The organism is Bradyrhizobium sp. 2TAF24, assembly GCF_052115025.1.
Taxonomy (GTDB): domain Bacteria; phylum Pseudomonadota; class Alphaproteobacteria; order Rhizobiales; family Xanthobacteraceae; genus Bradyrhizobium_A.
The window spans coordinates 305404-320720 of record NZ_JBFRFW010000002.1 but is presented as its reverse complement, the minus strand read 5'-3'; the positions used below and the strand labels follow the sequence as shown (position 1 = coordinate 320720).

16 protein-coding genes are annotated in these 15317 nt (G+C 66.9%); 5 read left to right on the top strand and 11 right to left on the bottom strand.

The annotated features are described in order from the left end of the window. Window positions 1-78: 78 nt before the first annotated feature. The gene (locus AB4Z37_RS04740; RefSeq protein WP_441515525.1) at window positions 79-807 is read right to left on the bottom strand and encodes a response regulator transcription factor; all 729 of its coding nucleotides are present in this window, start codon (window positions 805-807) and stop codon (window positions 79-81) included. A 213-nt stretch (window positions 808-1020) separates the two neighbouring features. Between AB4Z37_RS04740 and AB4Z37_RS04735 the strand changes: the two genes are divergently transcribed. Next, entirely contained in the window at window positions 1021-2013 is a 993-nt protein-coding gene (locus AB4Z37_RS04735; protein WP_441515524.1) for a glycoside hydrolase family 19 protein, read from the top strand. A gap of 25 nt (window positions 2014-2038) precedes the next feature. Here the strand turns inward: AB4Z37_RS04735 and radC are convergent, their stop codons facing one another. Together radC and AB4Z37_RS04725 are read right to left on the bottom strand one after the other, a co-directional pair. After that, entirely contained in the window at window positions 2039-2755 is a 717-nt protein-coding gene (radC, locus tag AB4Z37_RS04730; protein WP_441515523.1) for a RadC family protein, read from the bottom strand. Between the two features lie 130 nt (window positions 2756-2885). Beyond that, the gene (locus AB4Z37_RS04725; RefSeq protein ID WP_441515522.1) at window positions 2886-3551 is read right to left on the bottom strand and encodes a TetR/AcrR family transcriptional regulator; all 666 of its coding nucleotides are present in this window, start codon (window positions 3549-3551) and stop codon (window positions 2886-2888) included. A 208-nt stretch (window positions 3552-3759) separates the two neighbouring features. Between AB4Z37_RS04725 and AB4Z37_RS04720 the strand changes: the two genes are divergently transcribed. Continuing rightward, on the top strand, window positions 3760-4716 hold the full coding sequence (locus AB4Z37_RS04720; protein WP_441515521.1) for an alpha/beta hydrolase fold domain-containing protein: 957 nt from the start codon (window positions 3760-3762) through the stop codon (window positions 4714-4716). A 315-nt stretch (window positions 4717-5031) separates the two neighbouring features. Here the strand turns inward: AB4Z37_RS04720 and AB4Z37_RS04715 are convergent, their stop codons facing one another. Then, window positions 5032-5775, bottom strand: a complete 744-nt coding sequence (locus AB4Z37_RS04715; protein ID WP_441515520.1) for an SDR family NAD(P)-dependent oxidoreductase — start codon at window positions 5773-5775, stop codon at window positions 5032-5034. 110 nt (window positions 5776-5885) lie between these two features. On the opposite strand from AB4Z37_RS04715, the gene AB4Z37_RS04710 reads away from it, so the two are divergent. Beyond that, a complete protein-coding gene (locus AB4Z37_RS04710) occupies window positions 5886-6512 on the top strand; it encodes a TetR/AcrR family transcriptional regulator (RefSeq protein ID WP_441515519.1) in 627 nt (208 codons plus the stop codon). 21 nt (window positions 6513-6533) lie between these two features. Here AB4Z37_RS04710 and AB4Z37_RS04705 read toward each other — a convergent pair whose 3' ends face one another. After that, a complete protein-coding gene (locus AB4Z37_RS04705; protein WP_441515518.1) occupies window positions 6534-7184 on the bottom strand; it encodes a TetR family transcriptional regulator in 651 nt (216 codons plus the stop codon). Between the two features lie 190 nt (window positions 7185-7374). Here AB4Z37_RS04705 and AB4Z37_RS04700 point away from each other — a divergent pair, with 190 nt between their 5' ends. Then, window positions 7375-7869, top strand: coding sequence for an anthrone oxygenase family protein (locus AB4Z37_RS04700; protein WP_441515517.1), 495 nt, complete (start codon window positions 7375-7377; stop codon window positions 7867-7869). A gap of 37 nt (window positions 7870-7906) precedes the next feature. Here AB4Z37_RS04700 and map read toward each other — a convergent pair whose 3' ends face one another. The 3 genes from map to AB4Z37_RS04685 form a co-directional block, all read right to left on the bottom strand. Further along, window positions 7907-8734: a type I methionyl aminopeptidase gene (gene map / locus AB4Z37_RS04695; protein ID WP_441515516.1), complete on the bottom strand. Its 828-nt coding sequence runs from the start codon at window positions 8732-8734 to the stop codon at window positions 7907-7909. Window positions 8735-8872: 138 nt separating this feature from the next. Then, window positions 8873-9601, bottom strand: coding sequence for a DNA/RNA nuclease SfsA (sfsA, locus tag AB4Z37_RS04690; protein ID WP_441515515.1), 729 nt, complete (start codon window positions 9599-9601; stop codon window positions 8873-8875). A 5-nt stretch (window positions 9602-9606) separates the two neighbouring features. Next, window positions 9607-10893, bottom strand: coding sequence for a mechanosensitive ion channel family protein (locus AB4Z37_RS04685; RefSeq protein WP_441515775.1), 1287 nt, complete (start codon window positions 10891-10893; stop codon window positions 9607-9609). A 299-nt stretch (window positions 10894-11192) separates the two neighbouring features. On the opposite strand from AB4Z37_RS04685, the gene AB4Z37_RS04680 reads away from it, so the two are divergent. Then, window positions 11193-12989: a potassium/proton antiporter gene (locus AB4Z37_RS04680; protein ID WP_441515514.1), complete on the top strand. Its 1797-nt coding sequence runs from the start codon at window positions 11193-11195 to the stop codon at window positions 12987-12989. Here the strand turns inward: AB4Z37_RS04680 and modC are convergent. The 3 genes from modC to modA form a co-directional block, all read right to left on the bottom strand. Further along, window positions 12986-13648, bottom strand: a complete 663-nt coding sequence (gene modC, locus AB4Z37_RS04675; RefSeq protein ID WP_441515513.1) for a molybdenum ABC transporter ATP-binding protein — start codon at window positions 13646-13648, stop codon at window positions 12986-12988. The two genes, AB4Z37_RS04680 and modC, sit on opposite strands and share 4 nt — an antisense overlap. Window positions 13649-13814: 166 nt before the next feature. Then, window positions 13815-14510 (bottom strand): molybdate ABC transporter permease subunit, encoded by a 696-nt coding sequence (gene modB / locus AB4Z37_RS04670; protein ID WP_441515512.1) that lies wholly within the window; start codon window positions 14508-14510, stop codon window positions 13815-13817. Window positions 14511-14513: 3 nt separating this feature from the next. Then, on the bottom strand, window positions 14514-15299 hold the full coding sequence (gene modA, locus AB4Z37_RS04665) for a molybdate ABC transporter substrate-binding protein (RefSeq protein ID WP_441515511.1): 786 nt from the start codon (window positions 15297-15299) through the stop codon (window positions 14514-14516). Window positions 15300-15317 lie beyond the last annotated feature (18 nt).

The window sequence follows — 15317 nt, the reverse complement described above, 5'->3', positions numbered from 1 at the left end:
ATGTTTGGGCGCAACGGGTCATATCGCGCCGCACCATGAGCACAAGGCGGGCCGTTCAGGCCCGCCGCGAATGCGGTGTCAGGCGTTCAGGCCCTCGCGGGCGATCAGGGCCGCCAGCTCGGCGCGGTTGGCGCAGCAGCGCTTTTGCATCGCGCGGTTGATGTGGGTGCGCACGGTGGCAAAGCCGATGTTGAGCAGGCGGGCGATGTCACGGTCGGTGCAGCCGCGCGCGACGAGAGCGGCGACATCGCTCTCGCGTGGGGTCAGCTGCTCGTAGCGCTGCGCGCCGCGCTGCAGCGCCCGGCGCAGGAACGGCTCCAGCGCATCCAGCAGGTCGAGGTCGCGCTGCTCGAAATCCGGGCGATGGGCGCTGCGCCAGATGCGGAAGTCGCCGAGATCCTGGTCGCCGTCGAACACGTACATGTTGATGCCGTGGTGCAAGCCGTCACGGGCAAGGAAGTCGTTGTAGAACTCGGTCCGGACCATCTCGCGGCGCGGCAGTACCTGCTCGACGAAGGTGGCGCGGCGGCACTGCCGCAGCTGCGCTGTCATCGGGTCGTGGAACTGAAACCACTCGTCATAGGTCTTGAGGTTGTCCGGATCCATGTTGTGGCCGACGCGATGCTGGAAGCGCACCAGTTCGGAACGCCAGACATAGGAGGCGCCGAAATCGGCGCGCAGCAGGCGGATGACGTCGCCGAGCACGGCGGCGCGCAGGTCGGTCTCCGGTGTCAGCCGTTCCAGCCGGCCGACGATCGCGCCGAACAACTGCAATTCATCGGACGTGACATCTCTGATGGTTGTCATCGCTGCCGTCTCCCTGGTCGATCCTCCGACGGTAATTCTGTCGTAGAGCAAGGGACGTGCCAAGGTGGTCGGGCGGGGACTTGGCAAAATATTGCGAGACTGTGGTCGTCACCGGCGGGCCAACGCAAAATTGAACCTGTTGGTTCGCGGCCGTGACTCATGCGCGATGAGCCGGCCGGATCGGTGGCCTCCAGGGATCGCGGGACGCATCGCATGCCGTGGCAATCCAGCTGGCGATTCTGCGTGAAATGCCGCTCCTTGTTCTATGAGGGCTACGGCGCTGGAATCTGCGCGGGCGGCGGCGGCCATGTCGCCCAAGGGCTCACCTTCACACTGCCCCACAGCGCCGCCGCCACTGGGCGTGCGCAGGGTGACTGGCGCTTCTGCCAGCGCTGCTGTGTGATGTTTTATGAAGGCTATGGGGCAGGAACCTGTGCGGCAGGCGGCGGGCATAGAGCCCAAGGTGTGACGTTCACGTTGCCGCATTCCACGAAGGTGTCGCCGACCGCACAAGGCAACTGGCGGTTCTGCGAAAAATGCCGGGCGATGTTCTATGAGGGGTACGGTCCGGGCACTTGCCCGGCTGGCGGGGGGCATTCGGCCCAAGGCCTCACCTTCACCTTGCCGCACAGCGACGATCATCGCGGCGGGGTGACGCCGGAGAGCGTCAAGGAGCTGTTTCCATTCACGAGGCTCGGCAACATCCGCGAGAACCTGCCGTTCGTGCTCCGCGGCCTGCAGCGGGCAGGACTGACCGATCCGCAGATGCTCAACATGGCGCTCTCGACCATCCGCGCCGAAGCCGCACGCTTCGTACCGGTGTCGGAGGGCATAAGCCGGTTCAATACCCGCGACACTCCGTTCGATCTCTATGAAAATCGGCGAGACCTCGGCAACATCGAGCCCGGCGATGGCGCACGCTTCAAGGGGCGCGGCTTCGTGCAGCTCACGGGGCGGGCCAACTACCGACGGATTGGTGACGAGATTGGGATCGACCTGGTGGCTGATCCGGAGCGAGCGAATGACGGTGAGCTCGCCGGGCGCATCCTCGCGCAATTCCTGTGGGATCATCAGACCACTATCCGCACTGCACTGTCGCGTCATGATCTGCGCGCTGCAAGGCGGGCGGTCAACGGCGGTAGCTTCGGCCTGGAGGATTTCGTCGACGCCTTCGAGAAGGGGCAGCGGGCGCTTCCGGGCAACTGACCGGCGGCCGCATGACGCGGTCCGCTCACATCAGCCGCAGGCTCTTCAGGCTGGCATGGCCATTCTTGCCGATGATGATGTGATCGTGCACGGCGATGCCGAGCGGCTCGGCGATGGTGACGATCGCCTTGGTCATCTTGATATCCGCCTGCGACGGCGTCGGGTCGCCGGAGGGGTGGTTGTGGACCAGGATCACCGCGGTAGCGGACAGCTCGAGAGCGCGCTTGACGACCTCGCGCGGGTAGACCGGGGTGTGGTCGATGGTGCCGACCTGCTGCACCTCGTCGGCGATCAACTGGTTGCGCTTGTCGAGGAACAGGACACGAAACTGCTCCTTGTCGGCGAACGCCATCACGGTGCGGCAATAATCGACGACGTCGCTCCACGACGACAGCGCGGTGCGCTTCTTGAGCTGACCCTTGGCGATGCGCCCGGCCGAGGCGGCGATCAGCTGCAGCTCGCCGATCACCGCGTCGCCGACGCCGTCGATCTCGCGCAGCCGTGCCGGCGGCGCATGCACCGCTTCGGCGAACGAACCGAAGGCGGCGAGCAGGGTCTTGGCGAGCGGCTTGACGTCGCGGCGCGGCAGTGCGCGAAACAGCACCAGCTCCATCATCTCGTAGTCGCTGAGGGCATCGGCGCCGGCGTTGCGAAAACGCTCGCGCAGCCGTTCGCGATGGCCGTGGTAATGCGGCGTGTCCGCCGGCTCGGGCGATCGGGCGGTATCATCGGTGCTGGACATGAAGACTGGCACGCGCTCCCGGCAAGGCCTCCACCTTGCCGCGACGCATGGCATTTGCAACCGGCAAATGCACGCTGTCGCGCCGGGTAATGGCCGCGGGGGCCTCCGCGGCGGGACCTGCCACGCGGATTCAGCCTGCCTTGCGGGGGATTTTCGTTTCGATCTCGGCGAGTTGAGCGCGGAGGATTGCCTCGAACGCCGCGCGGCGTTCGGCCCCCAGGGGCAGCAGGTCGCGCGAGAAACGCGCCAGGGCAGGAAAGCGCTCGGGATCGGCGCCCAGCACGGTGACACGGAACAGCTCCAGGCCACGCTCGTACTCGTCGGCGGCGATGGTGCCGATCCCCGCATCGGAGACGATCAGCGCGGCGATGAGCAGCACGATCCGATGGTAATGCAGCGGGATCTGCTCGTCGGGCAGGCCCGACATCTGCAAGGCCTGCAGGATGTCTTCCACCACCTGCCGGGATCCGGCGCCACCCGACGCATAACGTCCCCAGATCGCCGCGAGTTCAGGACGTTCGCCAAACGTCTCCCGCAAGCGGAGTGCCAAACCGACGATGCGCTGCTTCCAGTCGCCCTCGCCGCGGTAATCGTCCATCGCCGTTTTCAGGACACGGTCGGTGAGCGCGCGCAGCAGCTCGGTCTTGTCGCGGAAGTGGCGATAGAGGCTCGATGGATCCGTTCCCAGCGCTGCGGCCACCTTGCGCACACTGAAGGCTTCGGCGCCGTCGGTCCGCAGCGACTGCTCCGTGGCGTCCAAAATATCCTCGGTCGTCCAGCGCCTTCGGCCTGTCATGCCCCTCTCCGTTTGGGCGCTCACCATACGGACGCCATGCAGCACCAGCAATGCACTTGATAATGCACTCAGTGAGTGCATAATAGGGTGCATCGCTGCGGAGCAGCGATATCGCAGGCCGGCTTGCGCACTGGGTCCTGCTCCTCGCTCGCTGGGCGGAGAGGCAGATGCAGGACAATCCGGCCCCCAGTGAGAGGGAGCGGGACACATGAATGACGTCACGGCTATCAGCCGTCCGGCCGAGCCTGACTGGTCGGCCATCACGGATGCAGACCTGGAAGTTTACGTCGCCGCGGAAAACCGCTTCCGCGCCTCCAGCGCAGCCCGAGCCTTCCTCGGGGAGCCCGATGCCAACGTGGCGATCGCGTGGCAGGAGGTCGTCCTGCCGGGGCGAAAGCAACTGGTCCGGGTGTACCGACCAGCCATGATCAATCCAGGCCGGTCGGGACACGCGCCATTGCCACTCGTGCTCCATGTCCATGGTGGTGGCTTTGTGGGGACAGCCGTGCAGTGCGACTGGGCCAACAGCTCCATTGCAGCCGGGTTGCCTGCGGTCGTTGTCTCGGTTGAGCACCGCCTTCTTCATCGCGACATGCCGCTGTCGGCGGCGGCTGCGGATGGCTGGGATGTGCTTCACCACCTATCGCAGCACGCTGCCGAGTGGGGCGTCGACGCATCACGCATCGCCATCTTCGGCGAGAGTTGCGGGGCGCTGATCGGGGCACTGACAGCCCTTCGGGCCAGGGCCGCCGGACTTCGCTGCAGGGCACAGGTGCTGGTCAATCCAGTTGCCGACGTGACAGAAACGATGTTCGCGTACCCTTCCATGACGCGCTATGCGTACAGTCCGAGCCGCGCGATGCCGCTGCTGCGTTGGCTGCAGCGGCTTGCCGTTCCGCCGGGCGCGGACGCCCGCGAAGTGTCGCCGATCCACGCCGAGGATCTCGGCGGCCTGCCGCCCGCGCTCGTCGTCGTTCCGACCGAGGATGCTTTGGCCGATCACGGCCGCGACTATGCCGAACGATTGCGCGCTGCCGGGACATCCGTCCGGCTCACCGAATATCCCGGTGCGCAGCACGCGTTTCTCACCCTGCCCGGAATAGAGCCGCAAGCTGAAGTGGCGCGCGCCGAGATCCTCGAATTCCTCCGAGCCTCGCTCGGCTGATGAGCATCGTGCCGCTGCATTTTCGATCCGCTGCCTTTCACGCCGCTCTTCAATGTCACGGGAGCGCCGGCGGCCTCCGTGTGTTGCTGAATCTGGCCCGTCAGGTCGAGCTGGCCGCGCCATGGGCGCAGAAGCGTCCGTCCGTCCACGCCGCCAATTGACGCCATCGTCGCGCGCGGGAGACCGCGCGCGGCGCGCATGGTCCCAGGCAGGCGCGAACCGCAGGCGAACCATGCCTCGCGTGCTGGCGACCACGACAATCGTCGCGGCCGCCGGCACGATCACCGTGATCGTCAGCGCCTGCCGCGCGGGCGCTCACGCGTTGGCGCCGCCGTCGATGGTCAGGCCGGCGCCGTTGATCGAACGGCCGGCAGGGCCGGCGACCAGAGCGATGAGCGCAGCGACATCCTCGGCGCGGCCATAGCGCGGAATCGCCATGCGCGAGCGCTGCGCCTCCGCATGCGGACCGTTGGCCGGGTTCATGTCGGTATCGGTGGAGCCGGGGTGCACGAGGTTGACGGTGATGCCGCGGCCGCCGAGGTCGCGCGCAAGGCCTTGCGTCCATGCGATCAGCGCCGACTTGCTCATCGAATACAGGCTCATGCCGGCGTCCGGCACGCGGGTTGCGAGGCTGCTGCCGATCGAGATGATGCGGCCGCCGTCGCCCATGTGCCGCGCCGCGGCCTGAGACGCGACGATGACGGCACGCACGTTCACCGCCAGCGTGGCGTCGATGTCATCGAGGGTGATGTCGTCCAGGGAGCCGGCGCGGAAGATGCCGGCGTTGTTGACGAGGATATCGAGGCCGCCGAATGCCTGCGCGGCCTGGTCCACGGCGGCGCGCACCGCGACGGGATCGGCGCTGTCGGCCTTGATGGCGAGGGCGCGGCGGCCGAGCGCCTTGAACTCGGCGACCACCGCCCCGGCGGCCTCCGCGGACCGCTCATAGGTGATGGCGACGTCAGCGCCGTCGGCGGCGAGCCGCCGTGCGATGGCGGCGCCGATGCCGCGGCTCGCGCCGGTCACCAGGGCGCGTTTGCCTTGAAGAAGTCCGCTCATGATCAGTTTTCCTGAATTATGTATCGATCGGCACAGAAACTAGGTGGTTGCATCGTCGAGTCAAGGGAATTATTTATTGATCGATACAGATATCGGGTGGACATGGACCCATGGCCGAACGTGGTCGACCGAGAGCTTTTGACAAGGAGGCGGCCCTGACCCGTGCGATGGAGGTGTTCTGGCGCAAGGGTTATGAGGGCACGTCGATGACCGACCTCACGCAGGCGATGGGAATCGCCTCGCCGAGCCTCTATGCCGCGTTCGGCAGCAAGGAGGAGCTGTTCCGCGACGCGCTCCGGCATTACAGCGCCACCGAAGGCGAGGAGATCTGGGGCGGCGTGCCGAGCGCGCCGACGGCGTTCGCGGCGGTCGAGAGCTACCTGATGTCGACGGCGCGGGTGTTCACGCGGCGCAGCAAGCCGCCGGGCTGCCTCATCGTGCTGTCGGCGCTGCATCCGGCCGAGCACTCCGACAGCGTGCGCCAGACGCTGATCGCCATGCGCGCGGAAGCGGTGACGGGCCTCAAGGAGCGGCTTCAGCAAGGCATCGTGGACGGCGAGATCGTGCCGACGGCCGACATCGCGGCGATCGCGCAATACTACGTCACGGTGCAGCAGGGCATGTCGATCCAGGCTCGCGACGGCGCGAGCCGGCGTGAACTCGAGGCGATTGCCCGCGCCGCGCTGGCGGCGTGGCCGGCGCTGATCGGCGCTGTTGCGCCGGCGGTCAACGGCTGAGGCTTGGACGCGCGGCGTGCATCACGGCTGCGCCAGCGTGTGGCGGGTCATGCGCTTGTAGGCCTCGACCACCTCGCGGCCTTCCGCGGGCTCCAGCGAGATCGCAAGCCGCATCGCCGCTTCTCCCAGCTGCCAGACCATCAGCGCCGTGGCGTCGATGCGCGGGCGCGGCACCGCCGGATGGATGCGCGCCAGGATGGCGCCGAGCAGCGCCGCGCAGGCGCGGCTCTCGGCAAGCTCCAGCGCGCGGAGCTCCGGATCGGCCTGGGTGCCTGACCAGATGTCGCGCATCACAGGCTCGGCGAGAAACAGCGCGTAGTACTGATCGATCAGCCCGGCGAACGCGGTTTGCAGGCCCTTGAGATCGCCGACATTCAGCAGCGCTGCCTCGATGCACGTCCGGCTCTCGGCGTGGGTGCGCTCGGCGAGGGCGCGGATGATGGCGCGCTTGTCGGGAAAGTACTGGTAAAGGGAGCCGATCGAGATGCCGGCGCGCTGCGCCACCTCGCTCATCTTCATCGCATCGCTGCCATGGCCCGCGATCAGATCCGACGCGACCGCGAGGATGAGGTCGCGCCGGTCGCGGCTGCGCTGCTGGGCGAGGCTGCGGACGGGCGGATCCGCCTGAGCTTCTGTGTCGACCCGGTCCGGGGTGCGTCGTGGCCTGGGCATTCCGGCTTGACTCGTAAAAGGTGAGGGATTATCACTTTTATAAAGTGAGCATTCCTCACTTTATGCCGAGGCGGGAAAATGGCAAATCAATCCGGAACATCCACCTCACTTCCAGGCGTCACGGGACGCTGTGGCCAGGCGCAGTCGCGGGTTGTCGCAGAAGCCCGTATCGCTGCGTGGGGAGGCTGTCATGCTTGAGCGCGCGCTCGTGGCCGGGACTTTCGCTGCGGCGATCGGCAGTGGTCTTGTCGCCGGCATCTTCTTCGCCTTCTCCACCTTCGTGATGGCCGCGCTCGGCCGTCTCGCGCCCGAGCAGGGCATGGCGGCGATGAACGCGATCAATGTGACGGTGATCAACCCGCTGTTCATGCTCGCCTTCCTCGGCACCGGTGGTCTCTGCCTCGCGCTCGCGATCGCGTCCTGGGGCAGTTGGGGGCAGGCCGACGGCGTTCTGCTGCTGGCCGCAGCGGTGCTCTACCTGATCGGCTGTGTCGGCGTGACGATGGTGTGCAACGTGCCGCTCAACGACGCGCTCGCCGCGGCGCCGGCGGGTGGCGCGGCGGCGCTGGCGCTGTGGGCCGACTATCTCAAGACGTGGACGTTCTGGAACCACGTGCGCACGCTCGCATCGCTCGGCGCGGCGATCGTATTCGTGGCGGTGCTGATGCTGGGGCGCGATCGCTGATCGCGCCCGGCTCTGCGAGGGCGCTTCGTGCGGCCGCTCAGGCGGTGACGAACGGCGGCTTGTCGACCTTGTTCGGCGACAGCGTGAAGATCTCGACGCCGGTCGCGGTGACGCCGACGGAGTGCTCGAACTGCGCCGACAGCGAGCGGTCGCGTGTCACCGCGGTCCAGCCATCGGACAGGATTTTGACGTGCGGCTTGCCGAGATTGATCATCGGCTCGATGGTGAACAGCATGCCGGGCTTGAGCACGACGCCTTCGCCGGGACGGCCGACATGGATGATGTTGGGCTCGTCGTGGAACAGGCGGCCGAGGCCATGGCCGCAGAAATCGCGCACCACGCTCATCTGCTGCGGCTCGACGAAGCTCTGGATCGCATGACCGATGTCGCCGGTGGTGGCGCCGGGCTTCACCGCGGCGATGCCGCGCATCAGTGATTCGTAGGTGACCTCGATCAGCCGCTCGGCCTTTCGCGCGATCGGGCCGACCGGATACATCCGGCTGGAGTCGCCGTACCAGCCGTCGACGATGAAGGTGACGTCGATATTGACGATGTCACCTTCCTTGAGCAGGCGGTCGCCGGGCATGCCGTGGCAGACCACATGATTGATCGAGGTGCAGGTCGAATAGCGGTAGCCGCGGTACATCAGCGTCGCGGGGAACGCGCCATGGCTGAAGGCGAACTCGCGGACGAAGTCGTCGATCTTCGCGGTCGGCAGGCCGGGCTTCACCAGCGCGACCAGCTCGTCGAGGCACTGCGCCACCAGCGCGCCGGCCTTGCGCATGCCGGCGAACGCCGCCGGTCCATACAGCTTGATCTGGCCGGTCTTGCGCAGCGAGACGTCGGTGGCTTCAACGTAGTTCATCCGGGATTCTTCACGACAGGAGTGGAGGGGAAGGGGCGCCCCGCGGGGCGGATCTGACGCTAATTTAAGCCTTGCGGCCGCCGACGCAAGCGATCCGGCAGGGGCTGCGGCGGGTGGCCGCCCTGCGGCGAACGCGGCCTAGCCTGCCAGAGGCGGGATTCGCAGTGGAACCGGCTGCGCCAGCACGATTTCCGTCGGTGAAAGGGCGCAGGTGTAGGCCAGCGCTTCGACGCCGGCCGACCGGGCGCGGTCGAAAGCCCGGCCATAGGCCGGGTCGATGTCCCCAGCGAGGGTGAAGGCGGTCGCCGACCCCATCTGGATCACATACAGCATCACCGCGCGGATGCCGGTCGCTGCGAGCGCCGCGAGCTCGTCAAGATGCTTGGCGCCGCGGGCGGTGACCGAATCGGGGAATTCGGCGAGCCCGGGCTGGCGCATCAGGTGAACGTTCTTCACCTCGACATAGCAGGGTGGCCGCTGCGGGTCCTCCAGCAGGAAGTCGACCCGGGAGTTCTGGCCATACTTCACCTCGCGGCGGATGGTGGCGTAGCCCGACAGCTCGGCGATGGCGCCGGCGGCGAGCGCCTCGCCGACAATGGTGTTGGGATGGGCGGTGTTGACGCCGACAAGCTCGGGGCCGGCGCCGAAATCAGCCTCCACCAGCTCCCACGAATACGGCAGCTTGCGCGTCTTGCTCTGAGACTTCGACAGCCAGACCCGTGCGCCCGCCGGCTGCAGTCCGGTCATCGCGCCGGGATTGGCGACATGGACCGTGGTGGTGCTGCCGTCGGCGAACGCAACGTCGGCGAGAAAGCGCTTGTAGCGCCGGAGCAGGGTGGCCGGCACGAGGTCGCTGGCAAACCGCATCGGCGTCAGTTCGGCTGCTCGAGCACGGCGTCGACGGGCAGCGGGCCGCGCACCCGGATGTCGCGCACCGGGTAGGGCACGCGGATTCCCTCACGCTTGAAGGCGTCCCACAGCGCCAGCATGACGTCGCTGCGCACATTGTCCATGCCGGCGTCCGGATCGGCGATCCAGAACGTCAGCGCGAAGTTCATGCCGTAGTCGGCGAATTCGGTGATCAGGCAGGTCGGCGGCTTCAGCTTGGTGACACGGGGCGTGGCGACGGCGATGTCGACCGCGAGTTTGCACACCGCGCGCGGGTCGGCGTCGTAGTTGGTGCGGAATTTCACCTTCACCAGCGTGTTCTTGTCGGTGTAGGTCCAGTTCGTCACTTTCTGTGTGACGAGGTCCTCGTTCGGGATCAGGAATTCCCGCCCGTCGCCGGCAGCGACCGAGATGTAGCGGGTGTTCATGGCGCTGATGCGGCCGAAATTATCGCCCACGGTGATCAGGTCACCCGGCTTCACCGACTTGTCGGCGAGCAGGATGATGCCGCTGACGAAATTGGCGACGATCTTCTGCAGGCCGAAGCCGAGACCGACGCCGACCGCGCCGGAGAAGATCGCGAGCGACGACAGGTTGATGCCGACCGCCGACAGCACCACCGCGACCGCAATGACGATCAACAGCAGCCGCACCATCTTGACCAGCAGCACCTGCAGCGAAGGTGTCAGGTCCCTCGCGCTGTTGATCCGGCTTTCCAGGAATTTGCTGACGACGCTGGCGAGCCATAGCGCGACCGCCATAGCCACCGTGGTCTTGATCACCAGCAACGGAGAGACGCGGATGCCGCCGAGCACCACCGCCACCGAGTCGAGCGCGTCGAGGGTCTGGTCGAGCAGGCCGATGATGCTGAGCGCAGCAACCGTCCAGGCCGATACCGACAACAAGCGGACCGCGAACTCGTTGCGGATCACGCTGGTGGCGAGGCGGATGATCAGCCAGGCGAAGGCGAGGCTCGCCGCGGTGATCAGGAGATAGCTGCGGCTCGGCCAGGTCATCGTCACCATGACGATCCGCATGATCAGGGTGATGACGGCGAAGAAGGCCGTGGTCGTGCTCTGCAGCAGCACACGGACCAGCAGCCGCAGCGGCGTCGGCCAGCCCATGGCCACCGAGGTGACGTCGATCCGCGACCGCAGCGCCGCCGCGAGGCCCATGGCGACGCCGGCCGCCGCCATGATCAGGCCGAGCTGGGTGTAGAACCAGGGCGAGGTGACTTCGGCGCCAACCGACCGAAATGCGCCCTGCAGCATGTCGTAGAATGCGCTCAGGTCCGTCGCCGCCTTGTCGTCAGCCAAGTTCAGTTCTCCAGTCTTTGCTCGATGTCCGGCACCGCGTCGTTCTCGGTCTCGCCTGCAATGTCCCGGGCCGGGCGCGGCGCGTGATTCGATGCCGCCGCAGAATTCCATATCCGACCCGGGAGAGCCATCCGCCACGGGCTTGCGCGGGACTTAAGGTCGGTAAATCCGGCCCTTTTGTGATGTGTGAGAAATGGGTTGGCCTGCCGGCAAGGGGGCGATATGGATGCAAATCCACGCATTTCAGGCGGACAATGGCGTCTCTCGACACGTTCAGCATCGCCATCCTTCTCGGCGCAGTCCTGGTGATGGCGGGCATCCTGTCCAGCCTCGTCGCGCTGCGGTTCGGTGCGCCCCTGCTGCTGGTCTTCCTCGGCCTCGGCATCCTCGCCGGCGAAGCCGGGCCGGGCGGTCTTGCCTTCAGCGATGTCGGGACGACTTATCTGGTGGGCTCGGTCGCGCTGGCGCTGATCCTGTTCGACGGCGGCCTCAAGACCAAATTCCAGAACATCCAGACGGTGCTGGCCCCCTCGATGATGCTGGCGACGGTCGGCGTGCTGCTGACCGCGCTGATCACCGCGCCGGTCGCTCATTATGCACTCGACGTCAGCTGGACCGAGGCGCTGCTGGTGGGCGCCGTGGTCGCGTCCACGGACGCAGCCGCGGTGTTCCTGCTGGTGCATGCACAGGGGCTGCGCCTGCGTCCCCGTGTCGGCGCGACGCTGGAAGCGGAATCCGGCACCAACGATCCATTCGCGGTGTTCCTCACCCTGATGCTGGTGGAGGTCCTGTCGGTCGGCCACAGCTCGGCCGGGCAGGTGGCCATCGAGTTCATCAAGGAAGCAGTCCTTGGCGCCGCGGTCGGCTTCGCCGGCGGCCGTCTGGTGGTGCTCGGGCTCAACCGCGTGGCGCTGCCGCAGGGGTTGCATGCACCGTTCGTGACCACCGCCGCGCTGGTGATCTTCGGGCTGGCTCAGATCTTCCATGCCTCCGGCTTCCTGGCGGTGTACCTCGCCGGCATCGTGATCGGCAACCGGCCGACACGGGCGCACAACTCGGTGGTGGTGTTTCTCGACGCTGCCACCTGGCTGGCGCAGATCGTCATGTTCGTGCTGCTCGGCCTCCTGGCGTCGCCGCAGCGGCTGGTCAGCAGTGTGCTGCCGGCGGTGGCGGTGGCCGCGGTGCTGATGCTGGTGGCGCGGCCGCTCGCGGTGTTCGTGTGCCTCGCGCCCTTTCGTTTCAACTGGCGCGAGAAGCTGTTCATGGCCTGGGTCGGCCTGCGTGGCGCGGTCGCGATCTTCCTGGCGTCGATCCCGCTGCTGGTCGGCATGCCCAAAGCTTACCTCTATTTCGATGTGGCGTTCGTGATCGTGGTGATCTCGCTGTTGCTGCAGGGCTGGACCCTGGCGGCGGCGGCGCGGCGCCTGCATGTGGCGCTGCCGCGGACGGATCGGGCGCCGCGGCGGGTCGAGCTCGACCTGCCCGGACAGCTCGAGCAGCAACTGGTCGGCTATGCGGTGCGGCCGAACAGCCTGTTCGTGCGGCGCGGCATCATTCCGTCGTGGTCGAAACCGACGCTGGTGATCCGCAAGGAAAGGATTCTGTCGCCGACCGAAGCCGGGTCGGTGGTGGCCGGCGACTATCTCTACCTGCTGGCGCCGCCGGAAAAGGCCGAGGCGCTGGATCGTTTCTTCAGCGACATGGCGGTGGTGGTCGCGCCCGATCCGCATCTGCTGGGCGACTTCATGGTGTCCGGCGAGATCACGCTCGGTGCGCTGTCGGACACCTATGGTGTCCAGGTCGCCCCGCAGGAGGTAGCGTTGACGCTCGCCGACTATTTCGACGTGCACCTCGATCATGCGCCGAAGGTCGGTGCGACGCTGCCGCTGGATTCCATCGTTCTGGTTGCCCGCAACATCGGCGGCAACCGGGTCAACGTGGTGGGTCTGCGCCTGCCGGAGGACGAGGAGCCGCCCGCACCGCCGCCGACCCGCGTGGCGGTGGTCAAGACGGCGCTGCGGCGGGTGTGGACGTCGCTGGTCGAGAGCTAGGCCAGGATCTCCGGGCCACCGGTCGCGGCGACGCGGCCACGCTTCAGCACCACGACATGGGAGGCGAGCACACGCAGTTCGCCGACGTCGTGGCTGACATACACCATCGGCACACCGGCCTCGTCACGCAGCTTCACGAGATACGGCAGGATCTCGGCTTTGCGCTCGGCGTCGAGCGAGCCCAGCGGTTCGTCGAGCAGCAGCAGCTTGGGTTTGGCGAGCAATGCGCGGGCGATCGCCACGCGCTGGCGTTCGCCGCCGGAAAGTCCTCCGGAACGCCGGTCGAGCAGGGCCTCGATGCCGAGCAAGTCGACGACATGCCGTTCTGCCCCCGGATCATGGGCTAAGCCGTTCATGCGCCGCCCGTAGTCGATATTGCTGCGGACACTGATATGAGGAAACAGTCGCGCGTCCTGGAAGACGTAGCCGATGTGGCGGCGGTGCGGTGGCACATGGATGCCTTTGGCGGTGTCGTCCATGACGTCGCCGTTGATCGATACGCTGCCGCGGTCCGGCCGCAGCAGGCCGGCGATCATGTTGACCAGCGAAGTCTTGCCCGCGCCCGACGTGCCGAACAGGCCGGTGACGCTGCCCTTGCTCTCGAATGCCGCCTCGATCGCGACTTCGCCAAGCCGTTTGAAGACGTCGACGCGCAGCATCGTGCTAGTGTCCCGCTTCGCAAGTTCGTTGCATTCCAGTCGACCTCCGTACGAACTTGCGAAGCGATAATGACACTCGCAAGTTTATATTTTTAGTGGAGCTTTCAGATTTGACATTCGCGTCGCGACTCGCGGCGATGGCCGCGCGAATGTCAAATCCGCTCCACTAGTGCCCATGCAGCCTACGGGTCGCGCGCCGCGCGAACCACTCGGACCCGATCAAGGCGACCATCGCGATCACGACGGAGACCACGACCAGCCGCAACGCGGCGCGATCGCCCTCCGGTGTCTGGATCAAGGCGTAGATGGCGGATGAGATGGTCTGGGTCTCGCCGGGAATGTTGGAAACGAAGGTGATGGTGGCGCCGAACTCGCCGATCGCCTTGGCAAAGCCGAGCACCATGCCGGCGAGGATACCGGGCAGCGCCAGTGGCAGGGTCACCGTCAGGAACACACGCCAGGGCGCCGCGCCGAGCGTGCTCGCCGCCTGCTCGAGCCGCCGGTCGACGGCCTCGATCGACAGCCGGATCGGGCGCACCAGCAGCGGAAACGACATCACGCCACAGGCCAGCGCCGCGCCGGTCCAGCGGAACGAGAACACCAGCCCGAGATGGTCGGCGAGCCAGCCGCCGAACAGGCCGCGGCGGCCGAAGGACAGCAGCAGCAGATAGCCGGTGACCACCGGCGGCAGCACCAGCGGCAGGTGCACGATCGCATCCAGCAGCGCCTTGCCCCAGAACTCGCGGCGCGCCAGCAGCCAGGCGATCGCGACACCGATCGGCGTCGCGATCAGCGTGGCGACGGTGGCGACCCTGAGTGAAAGCAGGATCGCGGTCCATTCGGGGGGAGAGATGTCGAACACGGCTCAGGTGGAGGGGCGGGTCAGCGCGGTGAAACCGTACTTCTCGAAGATCGTGCGCGCGGTCGTCGAGCGCAGGAAATCGAGATAGCCGCCGGTCTCGGGCTTCGCCGTCGTGGTCGCAGCCACCGGATAGATGATCGCCGGGTGCGATCCCTCCGGGAAGACGCCGACGATCTTCACGCCGGGATCGACCTTGGCGTCGGTCTCGTAGACGATGCCGAGCGCTGCCTCCTTGCGCGACACCAGGGTGAGCGCGGCGCGCACGCTGTCGGCCATCGCAAACTTCGGCGCTGCGGCCTCCCACGCCCCGAGCTTCTCCAGCGCGGCCTTGGCGTATTTGCCGACCGGCACCGCCTGCACGTCGCCGGTGGCGATGCGGCCGTCGCCGGCGAGCCTGGCGAGGTCGAAGCCAGCGCCGATCGCCACGTTGGCGGTGGTGGAATCCCTGGGCGCGATCAGCACGATCTTGTTGCCGAGCAGGTTGACCCGCGTCGCGTCGTTGATGGTCTTCTTCCGGGTGGCGTAGTCCATCCAGTCGGTGTCGGCGGACAGGAACACGTCGGCGGGCGCGCCCTGCTCGATCTGGCGCGCCAGCGCCGAGCTCGCGGCATAGCTCGCCGCGACCTTGACCCCGGTCTTGGCGGTGTAGGCAGCATCGATATCGTCGAGCGCATTCTTCATCGAGGCGGCGGCGAACACCGTCAGGGTCTTGTCCTCAGCGAAGGTCGGGGAGAAGTTCGCGCCGAACAGCAATGCTGCGACGAGCAGGCGGGATATGAGACTGAACATGATGCATGCGCTCCGTCG